The following is a 17,585-nucleotide window of genomic DNA, read 5'->3' as shown; positions in this document are numbered from 1 at the left end:
AAATGGGAGTAGAAAAAATTAAAGCAGTATTTGAAAATGGTAAAAAAGCATTTATTCCGTACGTAATGGGCGGAGATGGTGGACTTGAAAAGTTAAAAGAAAGAATTCGTTTTCTAGACGAAGCAGGAGCAAGCATCGTTGAAATTGGTATTCCATTTTCAGATCCAGTCGCAGATGGTCCAACGATTCAAAGAGCAGGGAAACGAGCGCTAGATAGCGGCGTAACAGTAAAAGGCATTTTTCAAGCGTTAGCAGAAGTAAGGAAAGAAGTGCAAATTCCATTTGTACTCATGACATATGTAAATCCAGTACTCGCATTCGGAAAAGAACAATTCATTGAGAGATGCTTAGAGGCAGGTGTGGACGGTATTATCGTTCCAGACTTACCGTATGAAGAACAAAATATTATTGCCCCGTTACTTCGAGAGGCAAACATTGCGCTAATTCCACTCGTTACAGTAACGAGCCCAATTGAGCGAATCGAAAAAATTACGAGTGAATCAGAAGGATTCGTTTACGCCGTTACAGTAGCAGGTGTAACGGGAGTGCGTCAAAACTTTAAAGAGGAAATTCATAGTTACTTAGAAAAAGTAAAATCACATACGCATTTACCGGTAGTGGCAGGGTTCGGTATTTCAACAAAGGAACATGTAGAAGAAATGATTACAATATGTGACGGAGTTGTCGTTGGAAGTAAAGTTATTGAGCTGTTAGAAAATGAAAAACGAGAAGAAATATGTGAATTAATACAGGCAACAAAACAAAAAGAAGAGGCGTAAGTCTCTTCTTTTTGTTTTGCGTAATAAATGTTAAAATATACAGAAAATACATATAATTTAGAGGGTGAGAAAGCATGCTAAGACGTAAACTACTATATCTTCTTTTAACTGTACCACTGTACGCTTGGCTTATTAGCATGACGAAAATAGAGTTGATGGCTCTATTTGTAGGGTATGTATTCATCTTTTCCAACTTAAATCGGATTCAAGAGCAATCTATTTTAGAAGTATGTATATTTTCAATTAGTATAGAACTATTTAGTATCGTTTCGATTGTATTATTAAATGAATTATTTCAATGGATTTATTCATTTTCATTAATGAAACTTGGGAATATTGTACTGCAAGCGATATGTGCTTACATTGTGTTTGTTGTGTTAGGAAAAATAATCGGACAGCAGACGGTTTTTGAGGATAATAGAAAATGGGAGTGAATCAAAAAGGAGCCAAACGGCTTCTTTTTGATTCTGTTGTAAAAACAATTGAAAAATATTACATCTGTTATATAATAGTTAAAAATTGTATTTTTAACGAAATGAGATGATAACATGGCCATATTGTTGGCACTTATCCCAATTATGATGATTTTCATTTGTTTATTTTTATTTAAACAAACGTCATTAAGGTCCTCATTAATTTCTTATGCGGTGTCTGTTGGAATCGTTTTACTCTCGCCAACGTTTCAATTAAGGATAAGTGAAACTGTGCATGCAACGATTAAAGGTTGGTTAATTTGTTTTATTGTCGGGTATGTTTTATTTTTCGGTATTTTTTTATTTCACCTCATGAACAAAATGGGGTACATCGATCAAGTAGCGCGTTTTTTAGAAGAAGTGACGCAAGATCGTTTATTACAAATGCTTCTTATGTGCTTTGGTATTTGCCCACTAATTGAATCGGTAAGTGGATTCGGAATTGGCTTCATGGTTGCAGCACCTATCTTTCTTTCATTAGGCTATAAACCGTTTCAAGCTGTACTACTTTCATTTATTGGTTTACTAGCTAGTTCATGGGGCGCAATGGCAACTGGTACGATTATCGGTTCGCAGCTTATAAATATGCCGCTCACAACTCTTGGTACAAATACAGCATTATTAAGCATACCGATTTTCGCATACTTTATCATCCTTTCTTTATACGTTGTCGGTGGCTTTCAGGCAGTTATAGAAAAGTGGAAGGAAGGGATAGGATTCTTTCTATTATTTTCTCTCGGAATCTATCTTTCTAACGCATACGTAAGTGTTGAACTAGCAGGTATATTAAGTTCTATCGTTACCATTACATTTGGCTTTCTTATCATTAAACTAAAAGGGAAAAATGAGCAAACCTTTATAACAGAACATGCTGCGGCAACGGAGAGAGAAGTATCCATTATAAAAATTATTAGCCCTTATATCTTCTTAACAGTTTGTATTTTACTTTCTCGCCTCGTTCCACCATTACATGATTTGTTCAGATCATATGCAGTCCTTGATTTAAAATCATATTCTTACAAATTAGAAATGCTATATTCACCAGGTTTTTGGCTCGGCATGACTTGTTTATTTACAATTATTTTCTTCCGCATTCCATCTCATATTATGAAACAATCACTCTTGCAAACGATAAAACAATGGATTCCTTTTGCGATTACGACGACGATGTTTATCGCCATTTCAGAACTAATGGGTGCATCTGGTATGCATTCATTACTCGCAAAAACAGCTGGTGAAACATTTGGTACCTTTTTCGTTTTCGTTGCTCCGTTCATCGGTGGTATCGGTGGTTTTTTAACAGGTAGTAACGCAGGATCAAATGCGATGTTTATAAAACTACAAATGCAAACAGCACAAAACGTAGCACTCCCGTGGCAATACGTCACAACACTTCAAAACACCGCATCGTCAGTGGCGACAATCGCTTGTCCATCACGCATTACACTAGGTGCTTATTTATGTAATATCCCGTATCGTGAAAATGAACTATTAAAGAAGACGACGTTAATGATCTTTGGTGCGGTGTTACTTGTAGTGGTGGAGGTTATTTTTTGGTATATGTTGAGAAAATAAGAAATCCTCCTGAAAAAGGAGGATTTTCTTTTTATATGGATAATGCCTTAAGTATGAAAAGCTTCTACTAAATGAATAGGAGATGAAATGTATGCCCCTAAAAAACTACGGTGTGTTAAAAGGTACAGTTATACAATCAAAGATTGGAAAAGGGAAAACACCTCATTATCAAGTTCATTTACAAGGCGAAGCAGGAGTAGATTATCGTATTGCAATTAACGTGAAATCGCAAAGTTATCCGTCGGAAGTTTTATATTTTGCGAGTAACAATATTAGGTCAGAGGCGATTCATATTTTACCGACATTACCATTCGGTTTTACAGAAATAAAAAACAATGAACCGAAAGTAGCTTTAGATTATGTAAGAGGAAATCTATTTGACTCAAATCAAATGATCCCTTTACCACCTGAAAAAGCAGGAGCTGATAATGATTTAAATGAAAAAATTGAGCGGTATATAAAGCGAGCGATAGAAGAAAGTACGATTATTTACGCGTTCGGTGAAAGATGGGGGCCAGAAGAAAATACACCCGATTCTTACTTTCATTTTGAACCAGGAAACGGTATACATGATATTCATATGAATCAAGGAAATGTAGAAAAATGGCAAGGTGATGATGGTATATGGCAAGACGGAGGAATACTCATTCATTTTGAAAAGGAAGAAGAATGGATCGGTATCTTTCTTGCATTCCAGTCGCAGTCATGGTGTACGGATGAAGAAGGGCATGCTCGTGTTCCGGTTGAGAATTGTAATTATAAGAAAAATAATTGATGAAAAGAGCTCGTTCGACATGAACGAGCTCTTTTCGTTTCGAAAAAGAAGTAAATGGAAAAATCACACGTTACTTCTACGATGGTGACAGTATTAATCCGTTATACGAGACAGATGGTAGTGGAAACGTACTTCGTCAATATGTATACTCAATGGCCGGCGTTCGTCTAGCAATGAAAGCACAAGGACAAACGTTATTCTATCACTACAACCCAAGTGGTGACGTAGTAGCGATGACAGACCCAAATGGACAAGTTGTCGTAAACTATGAATATGATGCATGGGGGAACGTATTAAAGAGTGACGCAAAAGGTATCGCAGCAGAGAATCCATTTGGATACGCGGGATACATGTATGATAAAGAAATTGTTATGTATGGTGATCGCTATTGAAGGCATAGAAACTGTTCATGAATTATTAATAGTGGTATTTTTCATAATGATTGAAAATGATAACTTATAAAAGGTTTTTGATAGGATCAGAATTCATGGTCACTACTTTTTACTATTTATAAGTCCTTTCTAATCCTTTGTCACATGTATGATTTATTAAGTGATTTTTACACATTGTGTAGTATCTGCATATGGTTACTTTTAATATAAGGGATATAGGGGTAGTCTGTAAATGATTTACGAGGAATTGTAGGAATATTTTCGTAATTACAAATGAAAGTGTTTCTACATGTAAAATCTATCTTGTTTTTTTTATTCTTATCCTTTAATTTATGTAAGGGGATTGAACGGATGTTCTGTTTTTAATGGATAATAAAAAAGAATGGTAAGATAGTTTGGGAGTTTACTATATTATTCTAGACTTGTCTGTTTTCCACCCTGAAAGTCACAATTTTATGGATGCAGGAGGCTACATATATATGGGTACGAGGCAGAAAATTTTGATGCAAGCGATGATGCTTGTAGTCATGGTTATGATGAGTGTGGTGTTTAGTAAAGAAGTTGGTGCAGAATCAGAAAACAAGAGTGATTGGATCGATAGTGTTCATGTAACGCCAAGTGAGGTTTCTTTTGGTAATGAAATGAAAGTGAAAGTTACCGTCAAGGTTAATAATCCAAATGGCATAGGTTCTGATATAAGCATCAAGTATATCCTTCCTTATTTAGATGAAGAGGAAGAAGAAGTTTATGAGTATGTCAATTTAAAATATAATTCGGAAACAGATTTGTATGAAGGTGTATTAAATACTTATTTTGATTTTGAGCAGGTTGGAACTTGGGGAATTGATATGATCCATTCAGGAGTTTTGGGCTTAATAGCATATAACTCTAACGTTCATGAGCCACGAGGTAGCTCAGAGAGAGAAAGCATGGAAGAACTGAGCAGTGGTAACATTACGTTATTGGAGCCAGTAGTTGGTTGGAATTATTTCAAGGAATATGGAGAAACACAAGGACACTGGTATTATTTTGATGAGAAAAAATTGGAATTTGTGACAGGTTGGTTTAAGGAAAATGGAAAACAATACTACTTGAATGACAACGGAATGATGGTAACAGGTTGGGTACTAGTAGATGGCAAGTGGTATTACTTGAAAGAAAACGGATCTATGGTGACAGGTTGGACGTTAGTAAATGGTGAGTGGTATTACTTAAGTGCAGATGGAGCAATGAAAACAGGTTGGACGCTAGTAGATGGCAAGTGGTATTACCTGAAAGAAAGTGGCTCCATGATGAAAGGATGGGCGTTAGTAAACGGTCATTGGTATTACTTAAATGCAGAAGGCTCCATGGCGACAGATTGGATATTAGTAAATAATACATGGTACTATCTAAACGCTAGTGGTTCTATGGTGACCGGTTGGTTACAAAAAGATCGAAATTGGTATTACTTACACTCTAATGGTGCAATGGCAGTAGGAAAACATTTCATTGATGGTAAATGGTATGGTTTTAAAGAAAACGGTGAAATGATGTCTGACTGGAAGAATGGAAAAACAGGATGGAGAATAGAAAACGGTAAACTGTATTATTTAAACCAGAAAGGTGTAAAAGTAACTGGGTGGCTACAAGATAGTGGAAAATGGTACTACTTTAATACAAAAGGTGAAGCGGTAATAGGTTCGGTGTTCAATAATGGTAAGGGCTATTATTTGCAAAATGATGCTTCGATGGCAATAGGGTGGATTTCTCTTGAGGGTGAAAAGTATTATTTTGATGAAAATGGAGTAAGGGCAGCAGGTTGGAAAGAGATAGATGGTAAGTGGTATTCTTTCTTCCCATCTACTGGAAAAATGAGCAAAAATACGTGGGTTGATAGCAAATACTGGGTAGATGCAAACGGTGTATGGACAAAGACAAGATAACTGAATAGTAGATAAAAAATACAAACCTCATTAAAAAGGTTTGTATTTTTTATGAGAACTAACAGGAATGGGAAAAATATATAATAAAGTAAAGAAGGGATTTTGTATGGGGCATGATCTGGGTGAAGAGGATGCCTCTGTAACGCAGAATGGGTATACGTATGGTGATAATAATCCAGTGATGCTGACAAATCCAGATGGACAGGCACCTTGGCTTATTCCTGTAGCGATAAGTGGCTATAGTGCTTATAAAGGATACAAAGGCAAATCACGTGTTAATTGATTAAGAAAGTCTTATAAGCAAATACGTCATACATTAAATAAAAAACGTTAGAAAAGGATGAAAAGCTACATGAATAGTATTAATATACAGTCTATATTAGATGATTTATGGGGCGCTACCATTTTAGAGACACATATAGATTTGTTAAATGATAATATTAAATTTACATTGCAGGTAATTGATAACGGAGTGATAAAAGATTATAAATTAGTATTGATAGAAGTGTCATCGTTTTATTATGTTAAAGATGATGAAAAGCGTAGATTTGCATTTTATGATAGAGAAAAAGTAGATTATTTAGAATTAACAACGATTTATTATGAAGATCCAAATCTGAGTGAAGTTAAATTGAGTTTACAAAATGAGAAAGAATGGAGTAGCAAATATTCCACAGGAGTAAATATTATAATAGAGATTTGGGATTCTATTTTGTTAGTTGAAGCAAAACAATTTTCTCTTAATGGTAAAGTGATTAATCTTAAAATGTAGTTGTTTTTTAGTATAGTTATTTCGTTCGGAGCTGGGTATCGTTTAGGGACAAAAAATTACAAGCTTGCCAACACACCTCCGTCCAATAAAAAGCACTTAAAACAGGGAATGCAAAAAGCTGGAACAAAACTAGAATTAAAAACAATGTGATTTAACATTTTCTTTGAGCAATTAGAGTGTAGTATATAAATTTATAATGGAGAGTAAGCATGAAATTTATTAATAATAAGAGGGTTTTGCAGCACCCTCTTATTAAAAAAGAAGAAGATGTACAATAAAAACTAACGAGCTGACTTTACAAATCAACTTTTTCCAATCCTTCTATGAACATGTTCCTTTATAAATTCCCCCTAAAAACTCAATATTAATAATTCGAATATTATATTATTAAATATCTACAATGTTATAGTTGTTTTTTTCGTCTTCCTTGTTACAATAGTAGTTAGATAACTATTAAACTAAAAAATTAATAAAAGGAGTACTAGGAAGAAATGTTTAAAAAAGCTGCAGCAATTGTCTTAACATCTAGTATAATTTCTATTCCTATAACAGGTTTAGCTGAAACTGTAACAACTTCTAATACAGCAACTGTAAATGTAAATGCTGTAAAACAATCTGGATGGGTTCAACAAAATGGGAAATGGTATTACTTCAATCCAGATGGCACTATAAAAAAAGGATGGCTTCTTGATAATAATAAATGGTATTACTTAAATTCAAGCGGCATTATGCAAACTGGCTGGCTGTTTGATCAAGGGGTTTGGTATTATTTAAACGCTAGTGGAGCAATGCAAACTGGCTGGCTATTAGATCAAGGAGTTTGGTATTATTTAAATTCTAATGGTTCTATGAAAACGGGTTGGTTATTAGATCAAGGAGTTTGGTATTATTTAAACGCTAGCGGAGCAATGCAAACGGGTTGGCTATTAAATCAAGGAGTTTGGTATTATTTAAATTCTAATGGTTCTATGAAAACTGGCTGGCTTCTTGATAATAATAAGTGGTATTACTTAAATTCAAGTGGCGGAATGAAAATTGGTTGGCTACAAGATGGAAACAACCGTTATTACCTCCAAAATGATGGATCAATGAAAATCGGATGGCTTCTTGATAATAATAAGTGGTATTATTTAAACGCTAGTGGAGCAATGCAAACGAGTTGGTCATTTATAGATGGAAGTTGGTACTATTTACAAAATAATGGTGCAATGAAGACGGACTGGCTACAAGATGGCGATACATGGTATTATTTGCAATCCAACGGTATGATGCAAACTGGAACTGCTTCAATCAATGGAACGACGTACCATTTCGACAAGAGCGGTGCTTGGACTCCTGAAAATAACATCACTGCTACCACATATTTAGATCTTGATTTAACGTACGCTTCAAATGTGACTGGTGCAGAAATTGATGCTAATATTAAAAAATATCATCCAGACAGCCCATTAATTGGACATGGGAATGACTTTGTTGAAGCTCAAGCTAAACATGGTGTCAATGCTCTTTATTTAGCTGCACACGCTATTTTAGAATCGGGATATGGTAAATCTGAAATTGCATATCGTAAACATAACCTATTTGGGTTACGTGCTTACGATGCTGATCCATTTAAGTATGCGAAATATTTACCAACTTTCGGTGATAGTATTTCTTATAACGCAAACTACGTAAGAGAAAAGTACTTAGAAGCAAACGGATCATACTTTAACGGACCAACATTAAAAGGCATGAATGTCATGTATTCAACAGATCAAGAGTGGTCTGCTAAAATCGTAAAAATAATGGAACGTATTAAACCTTTCCAGAAAAAAGATTATGTATATGCGAAAAAATTACCTAAAAATCCAAACTCTTTAAATGTCGACGCCCTATCAAGTGATATTCCATATAAAACATACTCACAAGGAACGACAAAAACTGTTAAACTAGCTACTTCCTATTACGTTGTACCATATCCATTTGATGGTACAATTAAAAGTCAGTCAGTTACGAAAAATGATCAAGGTACATTAGCAACGGGTACACCTGTATTTATTTATCGTGAAGATCCAAACGGATGGATTGAATTCTCACTCACAATGAATGGAAATAAATATTGGGTATTAAAAGCTGGATTAAATATGTAAATAAAATACCCCTTTTAGAAAAAGCTAAAAGGGGTATTTTATATGTTTTAAATTATTAATAGGTTTGATGAGGTTAAAGTTGCTGTGCGCAAATATATGCACCTGTATAACTATCAAAGATTTCAAAAGAAATTAAATAACCTGAGTCCATATAAATATAGAACTCAGGTTGCTTAGTTGCGCTTTTTTAATACGGGGGCATTTCACAATGAACGCCCTCCTCTTATTTTATAAAACCCAAAACTAACAAGTGTAGAAATACAAGAGAACAGCAGTGCCACACTAGAAAATGCAATGAGATACATATTATATTTCATTACTTTCCCAATGAGTTGGTTACTGTCGTACTGAAAAAGTTCTGCTATTATATTAAATAAAAACAATACGATAAACATGACGATGACACCGTCAATGGATCCTTTAATGTCTGGTTTACTTAAAGCGATATGTGCAGAAATACAAATAGCGATAAATAAAAATAACCAAAAGGAAGGGTTCAATAAATTGTTTATTGTAAATAAGCTTTTCAATAATACGAACGTCGACAAGAGCATGTTTTGAACCATTTCTAAAGTAATAGAAGTAGATGCAATCGTCTTTTCGAGAGTTGTATTAAATAAAAAATATGACTCTGGTACGAAATAGCGCATGAAAAGGATTAATGCAGTAATACCAGAAATAATAGGGCCAATTCCAATGAAGAAATTCCCAATTCGTTGATATACACTTTTTTGATTGTATTGATGTTGTACGTAACCTAACGCACCTTGGCTCGTATCTGTTGGGAAGAACTGCGTTGCTACAATTTTATGACGAAATAGTACGCACATAATGGCATGTCCAAGTTCATGAATAGGAACACCAATCCACGCAGTCAAAAGAAATCCTTTTCTTCCGAAAGCCCTCGACCAATACATTCGTGTGAGAGATTCTAAATAACCTAATAGAAATCCGATTACAATGATGACTCCAATTAAAGAAAATAACTGGATCACGCTTGTAAGGAGTATTTGAAAAATTGAGTTTACAAATTCCATTGCCTTTCATCCAATCTGTTTAAAGTTTCACTTTAGTTGCTCTGTTTCATAATAGCATTATTTTTCTAGATTACTAGTCTATATATTTTCTTTCAAAAGCAGGATTTCATAATCTGTTTCTTGTAGTCATGTTTTATGTCCAAAGTCATATATTGAACTTGTAACATCTTATAAGATATATGCTTAAGGAGGGATGAGAGCGTGAAATGTCCAGCATGTCATACAGAAAATGCAGTAGAAGCAAAGTTTTGCGGGAATTGTGGACATTCGTTAACCGAAGAAGTAGTAGCAAGTGGTGTCCAAGAAGAAAATCAGCAATCATCGCATGCAGAGCAAGCGAAGGAAACTCGTCCAAATGAAACGGTAGAGCAAGCAAAGCGGTTTACGAGTGGCTATTTTCGGTTTTTTAAACAGGCATTTCAAGCACCGACAGCGATTATGCAAAGTGGCAATGTCGAAGTGCGAAATGGAATTGTCAGTCTTGTTCTTATTTGTTTTTTAGGAGCATGTATTTTTTATAGAATGATGAGTGCTGGTGCAGCTGTTACGAGAACGCTAGTGCCAGAAGTATATACTCCTACATTTTTTGGAGAATCTGTAACGGTATTTTTCTTTTTATTAATTTTAACTTTGTTTGTTGGATTCATTATTTTTATAAGTGGTAAGATGATGAAATCCTCTTTTTCGTTTCTTGAAGTATTCGGCATATGGGGAACGATAGCAACGCCGGTTATTGCTATATTAGTTCTTACTTTTCTTTTTAGTTTCTTATTAATCTTTTTCTTACCGATATTATTATCGTTAGCTACAACTTATATAGGGATTAGTATAATTGTAGCCATATTAAAATTAGATAATGGCGGATTAGATCTTGTTTACACACTTCTTATCGCAAATGTTTTCATTGGAATCGTAACATTTATTGTACTTTGGTCTTACATTAGCACTGTAATTCAAGCCTTTACACAGGGATTAACTGGCTTCTAATGCAAAGGTGGTTGAATGGATGAATGTATGTACAAAGTGTGGAACGCAGTTTGTAGATGGTGTGCAATTTTGTCAAAACTGCGGTACCAAGAGAGAAATTCCAGTAGTGAAGAAGAAAATGGGGAGCGGTACAAAAATTGGCATTACATTTTTAGCACTACTTGTTATAGCGATTGTTGGATTGTATTTGTATGGATCATCGTATTATGCGCAGGTGGCACAAGTAGACCGGATGATTACGATTTTACAAGAGAGAGATGGAGAAAAATTAGCTGAGATTATTACAACAGATGACCCATCGGTTATTGTAACGAGAGAGAGTTTCAAGCCTCTATTTTCATATATAAAAGAAAATCCGTCTTACGTGAATGAATTGAAACAATATTTAAAGCAAGGTGAAAAGCAAGGGGACGGAATTGAAAGAGCGGATTTTTCTTTAACGAAAGACGGGAAACATTACTTTATATTTGATCGATATAAATTGAAGGCAAGGACGTATTATACGACTTTGCTTTCAAATGAAAAAGGTGCATCTTTAAAAATGAACGGAAAAGAAATCGATAAGACAGAAGACAAAAATTTTCAGAAGCAATATGGACCATTTCTTCCAGGAGCTCAAGTGTTTCAAGTGGAATATAAAAATGACTATGTAAAACTATCACGCGAGGAAAAAGTTGTACTTATGAAACAAAGTCAAAATAATGTAACGATAGATTTAACGTTGCAAGGGCAATATATTACAGTTCAAACGAACGCGCCTGGTGCGACATTATATGTGAATCAAAAGCCAGTTACCGCATTGACCGGAGAAGAAATTACGTGGGGTCCCGTAGCAACTGATGGAAGTGCGACGATTTATTTAGAACGCAATGGAGAAAGCGGAAGGGAAACAACAAAAGTAGAAACGGTAACAGCACTTTCGGCTTATAACCTTCCATTCGAAAAGAAAAGCGTAGAAAAAACAGTCGTTTACAATGTTACTCCGCCACCTACGACTGGGTATGTATACAATGGTTTTATCTTCCCTGATAGTGATATTCGAAAATTAACGAATGCAGATTTAACGTATGTAACGAAAGAACAGTTGAAAATTGCTAGAAACGAAATATACGCAAGACATGGAAATATATTTCAAACGAAAGATATGCAAGCGTATTTTTCAAAACAGTCTTGGTACAGAGAAAATCCGTATTTTACAGGAAAGCTAACGGATATTGAAGCTTATAATGTTGAATTGATTAAATCAAGAGAATAGCGTTCGTGAAAAAGGTACAGTGTGTATTACTGTACCTTTTCTATGATTATTTAGCTGGACCAGGATCTCTTGAGAAAAAGATGTGAAAGAGAAATGTGACTTTACTTGCTTTTCCTGATGTACTAGCCTGTACGGCGGATAAAGAACTAGGTGATAAAGCTACTTCAGAATAGGGTGCTACGACTGTTTTGAGATTATGATCTGAATCTCCTGATGTAGTAACCGTTATTGTATCTGCAGATAAGTTAATAACTTTAATAGTACCACTTGGAAATATAGATTTACCAGCATGTGATGCTGAAGCGAAGCGAGTGCCTTTCCAAATATCTTGTGCGTAGGTATCGTTGTCAGATAACCAAGCACGAGCGCTGTATATGGTTGCGTTAATGGAAAATTCTTGGTCAAGTGGCGTGGCGGCTTTCGGTTCTTGCGGTTCATCTGGAGTTTGAGCGAGAAGGCCAGGGCACATGTATGTTTCACCTACTTTCAATAGTTACTGTTATAGCATATTAACCATGTTGGTTATAAGACACGACAGTTACCTATTCAGGCATAGGTTTGTGCACTAAATTTGTAGATGAAATATTATTTCTTTACAATGGGAATAGGTGTTATTTCTGTAAAATATGGAAATTGTAAAGAGTAGGTAAAAAAGAAGGAGTGGTAAAGTGAACTATGTCATTATTGGCGGAGATGCTGCTGGGATGAGTGCAGCTATGCAAATTGTAAGAAACGATGAAACTGCAAACGTTGTGACGTTAGAAAAAGGTGAAATCTATTCATACGCTCAGTGCGGATTACCGTATGTCATTAGTGGTGCTATTGCTTCGACGGAAAAATTAATTGCGCGTAACGTGAAGACGTTTCGTGATAAGTACGGAATTGATGCGAAAGTGCGACATGAAGTAACGAAAGTAGATACGGAAAAGAAAATTGTGTACGCAAAGCATACGGAGACGAAAGATGTTTTTGAATTTACGTATGACCGTTTATTAATTGCGACGGGAGTGCGTCCTGTTATGCCAGAATGGGAAGGACGAGAGTTACAAGGCATTCATCTTTTAAAAACAATTCCAGATACTGAGCGTATATTAAAAACGCTAGAAACGAACAAAGTTGAAGACGTAACAATTATTGGCGGCGGTGCGATTGGACTGGAGATGGCAGAAACATTCGTTGAACTCGGTAAAAAAGTGAGGATGATTGAGCGAAATGATCATATCGGTACGATTTATGATGCAGATATGGCGGAATATATACATAAAGAAGCGGATAAACATCATATTGAAATTGTAACGAATGAAAATGTAAAAGCGTTTAGAGGAAAAGAGCGAGTAGAGGAGATTGAAACGGATAAAGGTACGTATAAAGCAGATCTTGTTTTAGTATCTGTCGGAGTAAAGCCAAATACTGATTTTCTTGAAGGAACCAATATACGTACAAATTATAAAGGGGCAATTGAAGTAAATGCATATATGCAAACGAATGTGCAAGACGTATATGCTGCTGGTGATTGCGCGACACATTATCACGTTATAAAAGAAATTCATGATCATATTCCAATTGGAACGACTGCCAATAAACAAGGACGACTTGCTGGACTCAATATGGTTGATAAACGAAGATCATTTAAAGGTACGTTAGGTACAGGCATTATTAAATTTATGGATTTGACACTCGCGAGAACAGGCTTAAATGAAAAAGAAGCGAAAGGGCTCAATATCCCGTATAAAACAGTTAAAGTAGATTCAACAAATATGGCGGGCTATTATCCAAATGCGAAACCACTTTACTTAAAATTGCTATATCGCTCCGATACGAAGCAATTGTTGGGTGGACAAGTAATTGGGGAAGAAGGTGTAGATAAGCGTATTGATGTGATTGCAATGGCGCTTTTCAATAAAATGAGCATTCACGATTTAGAAGACGTCGACTTAAGTTACGCACCACCATATAACAGCGTTTGGGATCCAATTCAGCAAGCAGCAAGGAGAGCGGAGTAGCACTTTTAAAGTGCTACTTTTTTTGTAAAGGGAAGTAATCTTTTTTATTGAATAATAAAGAGGGCGATTTATAAAAATGGTTGTAGCACTTCAAAGAGTTCAAGAATCAGAAAAAGAAATATTACGTAATTTGTACGCATTATATCTTCATGACCTTTCCAAATTCACCACTAATATAACGATTGGAGTAAATGGTTTTTTGGGAATATAAAGATTTACACTTGTTTTGGAAAAATGACGGAATCACTCCATATTTTATAAAAATTGATAATAGTATTGTAGGATTTTTATTATTATTAGAACGTCCATTTTTGAAGAAAGAAAACGATTTTTGTATGAATGACATTTTCATATTGAATCAATATAGGGGAAAAGGAATCGGTAAACAAGTTATTGAAAATTTACTAGAAGAGAAACGAGGACAGTATTTCGTTATCGAACTTCTAAAAAATGTACCGGCAGTTTCGTTTTGGAAGAAAGTATATAGAGAGTTAAACATTGAATTTGATGAACGAAAACAAATGATTGATGATGAAGAATGCCTCGTTCAAACGTTTAAAATATAATGAAATAAGTGTTCCTCGTATATTACTTTGAAATTTAGCTTTATCCCGCTATTTGTGGGAGTCGGGTTGCTCGTAAACGCCCGATTGGTGAGGGCTGATAATCAGTGGGGGATGAACAGCCCTCCTACTGATTAAAGTTTCACTTTATTTTGAATATAAGGTTCACCCTTGAAAACAAAGTATGTATCGCTTATATTGTCATATAGTATTTGTTTTTTAACAAAGCAATGAACGAACCAGGGGGCGCAGTATGGCAATTAACATGAAAACAATCGAGGAATGGATTGCGGAATCAAACGCAAGACAGGAAGAAGATTTTGGACACGTTGTTGAAGAGATGAAAGAAGTATGTGTCGGACTTGATAATGCGACATTAATTTATACGAAAAATGTATTTTGCTTCGGTAAGAAAGTAGAAGTATTGTTTTTCTTCCAAGACCATGTCGTTATCGGACAAGAAAAAGACGAATATGTTGAGATTGAAAAATTAAAGTATGATGCCATTACAAATAGTAATTTAAAAACAAATGACAAAAATACAACGTTAGAATTAAAGTTTGCTAACGGACAAACTATCAATTTAGATAGTTTAAATGATAACTATGGTACGAAAAATTGGTTATTTGCAAGACAAATTAAGAGTATCTTTAAAGTAATCTAGTAAAAAAGCAGACTCTTAAGGGTCTGCTTTTTTACTTATTTCCGATTACACAGATACAACCTCTTTCTTCATAACATTTCACACTTTTAAATCCCGTCTTATAAAAAAGGTTTATTAATTCTTCCGTCGTTTTAAATTTCTTCATATGATATTGAATTTTGAAAGTTTCAGCCACTAATAAAAAGGATCCGTTCGGTTGTAAGACGCGAAGCACTTCTTTTATATCGTGTTCAACATCGGGCCAAAAATAATGAGTTTGAAAGGCGGTAATGAGATCGAAGAAGTTCGTATTGTAAGGAATAGAGGAGACGTTAGCTTGATGAATGATTACTTTCCCTGTTTTTACATCTTTCATATTTGCTTTTTTTGAGTTTTCAACAGCTTGATCGGAGTAATCAATCCCGTATATTTTCCCAAATGTAGTTCTTTTTGAAAGAGTGTGTATTGTTTTGCCTCCGCCACAGCCGATATCTAATATAACTGCCTCTGTCTTTATATGCACTTTTTGCAACGCCCACTTTGTTAATTTCGTATGTGCAGCGTTCATAATACAAAGCATGGAAGAACCAATTGTTCCACGAGGATTTTTTGCTTGCTGAATTAATTGTTGTAAAATGCTCAAATCAGACTCTCCTTTTATGTAAGAATATATACTTATTTCGCTTTTTATAAATTAAGTCCTTTAAAAAAGCACGCCGGTGGACGGCGTGCTTTTAATTATGCAAAGAACCTTTTAACCAATTCCGCACTCGATACGCCCCAACAGGAATTTGAATAAGTGATGTTTCATTTCCACCATCAATCCCGTACAATTGATCACAAGAATTTGTATCAAAACTTAGTAACGGATGACCACCCATCCCCATAGCGGTCGCAGCGAAAACGAGTTTATGAACGAGTATACCAGCTTCCATTTGGTGAATGCGATATCCTCTATAGCCTAATGCACGTGTGTAGTAATCCTTCTTTCCAACTACATGTAAGCAAAGTGGTACTTGAAAAAGGTTTACGTTATCCATCGTCATACTAGACTGAAGGGGGTAACGAAGGTCTCCATACCGAATTGGGTGTATGGAATGTGTTTTACTGTTATAAGCATAAGCCCCGTTTTCAATAGTTTTTACGTTATAAAAACATCCATATAAGGAGACGCGTGCATTTTCATTTATATACTTGCCATCAAGGTCGTTGTAATAGGGGAAGGAGAGACTCGCTTCTTGTAGTAAAGTAGCGAGCTCAGCTGCATCCCATTTCGTTAAAGTAAAGTCATCGTTAGGGGAGTACCGTTCTTTACAAAGTTGTAAGAAATTATACGATAAACGCTCTACTTTCGGTAGCTGTACAGTGTGCGCATGATGTTGATAGTACTCTTCATGAGCTAGTGTTTGGAAGTGTTCTGTCGATTCAATCATAGATGCTTCATTTATTTTTGTTATCATTGGATATCCTTCCACATGTTTGGAACGAATGAAATGCTCATGTGCTAAAGGTGGAATTTGCTGCAATAAGTCATGAGAAGTAACGGTTTTATTTTTACGATAATCATCGTGGAACCAATCTATATTCGGTTCTGTACTTAAAGGAATAACAGCATACACACTTTCTTCTCCTTCGGTCAGTCCGAGTAAATGATTGATTGCACGGTCTAGAAATTGAAAGTATATGCCATTTTTGTAACCGAACTGTTTCGCACATTCGAGTAATTGACCGATGAGAACGCCGCTATCTAATCCTTGCAGACGATACGAAAAGTTATTGTATTTAAAAAAGTTTTTCCAAAACATAGTGGATACAAATGCAGCACCAAAGCAAGAATGTATGTTACAGCGATTGCCGAGTGTGTCTATAAGATAAGAATCAAAATTTCCTTCGCGAAGTAAGATAAGTCGGTGATGCGCAGCGTCATAATGGTAAATGCCGTCTGGATAATGATTCAATTTTAAATATATATACAATTCATTCGGATATAAAGCACCACCTGAAGGGATAGACCTCCGGAATAAATTTCTTTCGCTATTGAGCTGACATAATTGGGTTATACCAAATGAATACAAAAGGTAAGCACCAATCTCATCCAAAGTAGGTGTAGTAGAAGAGTTCGGCAAAGATATTGGGATTTCTGAAGAGAGAGGGATGACAGGTACATTTCGATATAACTTATAAGGAAGCGGTGCGTCTTCCCAGTCCACCTCATGATTCGGCATAATTTCATCAATAGTGAAATGGAGATGATGTAAAAAAGTATCTAGCTGCATG

At 35.3% G+C, this 17,585-nt stretch carries 17 protein-coding genes and 2 pseudogenes; 15 read left to right on the top strand and 4 right to left on the bottom strand.

Annotated elements, in window-relative coordinates:
- Positions 1–2 precede the first annotated feature (2 nt).
- The 10 genes and pseudogenes from trpA (at position 3) to A6J74_RS30680 (ending at position 8,997) form a co-directional block, all read left to right on the top strand.
- On the top strand, positions 3–779 hold the full coding sequence (trpA, locus tag A6J74_RS10675) for a tryptophan synthase subunit alpha (RefSeq protein ID WP_000537847.1): 777 nt from the start codon (positions 3–5) through the stop codon (positions 777–779).
- A gap of 74 nt (positions 780–853) precedes the next feature.
- A complete protein-coding gene (locus A6J74_RS10670; protein ID WP_000946157.1) occupies positions 854–1,213 on the top strand; it encodes a DUF4029 domain-containing protein in 360 nt (119 codons plus the stop codon).
- A gap of 114 nt (positions 1,214–1,327) precedes the next feature.
- Entirely contained in the window at positions 1,328–2,827 is a 1,500-nt protein-coding gene (locus A6J74_RS10665; RefSeq protein WP_000996267.1) for an L-lactate permease, read from the top strand.
- 91 nt (positions 2,828–2,918) lie between these two features.
- Positions 2,919–3,602, top strand: a complete 684-nt coding sequence (locus A6J74_RS10660) for a DUF2278 family protein (RefSeq protein WP_001128599.1) — start codon at positions 2,919–2,921, stop codon at positions 3,600–3,602.
- A gap of 35 nt (positions 3,603–3,637) precedes the next feature.
- A pseudogene (locus tag A6J74_RS10655) lies at positions 3,638–3,979 on the top strand (RHS repeat-associated core domain-containing protein); the annotation flags it as partial.
- Positions 3,980–4,473: 494 nt separating this feature from the next.
- Positions 4,474–5,919 (top strand): cell wall-binding repeat-containing protein, encoded by a 1,446-nt coding sequence (locus A6J74_RS10650; protein WP_000537251.1) that lies wholly within the window; start codon positions 4,474–4,476, stop codon positions 5,917–5,919.
- Positions 5,920–6,025: 106 nt separating this feature from the next.
- Positions 6,026–6,202 carry a hypothetical protein gene (locus tag A6J74_RS10645; protein WP_000509719.1) on the top strand — a complete coding sequence of 59 codons (177 nt, stop codon included), beginning with the start codon at positions 6,026–6,028 and terminating at the stop codon, positions 6,200–6,202.
- A 69-nt stretch (positions 6,203–6,271) separates the two neighbouring features.
- Entirely contained in the window at positions 6,272–6,691 is a 420-nt protein-coding gene (locus A6J74_RS10640) for a YxiG family protein (protein WP_001084723.1), read from the top strand.
- A gap of 491 nt (positions 6,692–7,182) precedes the next feature.
- A complete protein-coding gene (locus A6J74_RS10635; protein WP_000472903.1) occupies positions 7,183–8,820 on the top strand; it encodes a glucosaminidase domain-containing protein in 1,638 nt (545 codons plus the stop codon).
- Positions 8,821–8,916: 96 nt separating this feature from the next.
- Entirely contained in the window at positions 8,917–8,997 is an 81-nt protein-coding gene (locus tag A6J74_RS30680) for an IS3 family transposase (RefSeq protein WP_227493297.1), read from the top strand.
- Between the two features lie 26 nt (positions 8,998–9,023).
- On the opposite strand, the gene A6J74_RS10625 is transcribed toward A6J74_RS30680, so the two are convergent.
- Positions 9,024–9,857, bottom strand: a complete 834-nt coding sequence (locus A6J74_RS10625; RefSeq protein ID WP_000397501.1) for a hypothetical protein — start codon at positions 9,855–9,857, stop codon at positions 9,024–9,026.
- A 201-nt stretch (positions 9,858–10,058) separates the two neighbouring features.
- Between A6J74_RS10625 and A6J74_RS10620 the strand changes: the two genes are divergently transcribed.
- A complete protein-coding gene (locus tag A6J74_RS10620) occupies positions 10,059–10,844 on the top strand; it encodes a zinc ribbon domain-containing protein (protein WP_000650065.1) in 786 nt (261 codons plus the stop codon).
- Positions 10,845–10,863: 19 nt separating this feature from the next.
- Complete coding sequence (locus A6J74_RS10615; protein WP_001099923.1) at positions 10,864–12,099, top strand: TcaA 3rd/4th domain-containing protein; 1,236 nt, start codon at positions 10,864–10,866, stop codon at positions 12,097–12,099.
- 46 nt (positions 12,100–12,145) lie between these two features.
- Here A6J74_RS10615 and A6J74_RS29755 read toward each other — a convergent pair whose 3' ends face one another.
- Complete coding sequence (locus tag A6J74_RS29755; RefSeq protein ID WP_000336278.1) at positions 12,146–12,568, bottom strand: hypothetical protein; 423 nt, start codon at positions 12,566–12,568, stop codon at positions 12,146–12,148.
- Between the two features lie 199 nt (positions 12,569–12,767).
- Here A6J74_RS29755 and A6J74_RS10605 point away from each other — a divergent pair, with 199 nt between their 5' ends.
- The 3 genes and pseudogenes from A6J74_RS10605 to A6J74_RS10590 all read left to right on the top strand — a co-directional run bounded on the left by A6J74_RS10605 (position 12,768) and on the right by A6J74_RS10590 (position 15,329).
- On the top strand, positions 12,768–14,102 hold the full coding sequence (locus A6J74_RS10605; RefSeq protein ID WP_001110250.1) for an FAD-dependent oxidoreductase: 1,335 nt from the start codon (positions 12,768–12,770) through the stop codon (positions 14,100–14,102).
- 76 nt (positions 14,103–14,178) lie between these two features.
- A pseudogene (locus A6J74_RS10595) lies at positions 14,179–14,668 on the top strand (GNAT family N-acetyltransferase).
- Positions 14,669–14,918: 250 nt separating this feature from the next.
- A complete protein-coding gene (locus tag A6J74_RS10590) occupies positions 14,919–15,329 on the top strand; it encodes a DUF3908 family protein (RefSeq protein ID WP_000996796.1) in 411 nt (136 codons plus the stop codon).
- Between the two features lie 31 nt (positions 15,330–15,360).
- Here the strand turns inward: A6J74_RS10590 and A6J74_RS10585 are convergent, their stop codons facing one another.
- Positions 15,361–15,951 carry a class I SAM-dependent methyltransferase gene (locus A6J74_RS10585; RefSeq protein ID WP_000025730.1) on the bottom strand — a complete coding sequence of 197 codons (591 nt, stop codon included), beginning with the start codon at positions 15,949–15,951 and terminating at the stop codon, positions 15,361–15,363.
- A 91-nt stretch (positions 15,952–16,042) separates the two neighbouring features.
- The gene (locus A6J74_RS10580) at positions 16,043–17,584 is read right to left on the bottom strand and encodes a SagB family peptide dehydrogenase (RefSeq protein WP_001175562.1); all 1,542 of its coding nucleotides are present in this window, start codon (positions 17,582–17,584) and stop codon (positions 16,043–16,045) included.
- Position 17,585: the final 1 nt, after the last annotated feature.

The sequence above is a fragment of the Bacillus sp. FDAARGOS_235 genome (assembly GCF_002073415.2).
In the GTDB taxonomy this organism is placed as follows: Bacteria; Bacillota; Bacilli; order Bacillales; family Bacillaceae_G; genus Bacillus_A; species Bacillus_A toyonensis.
This window is presented reverse-complemented; position numbering and strand designations above follow the sequence as displayed.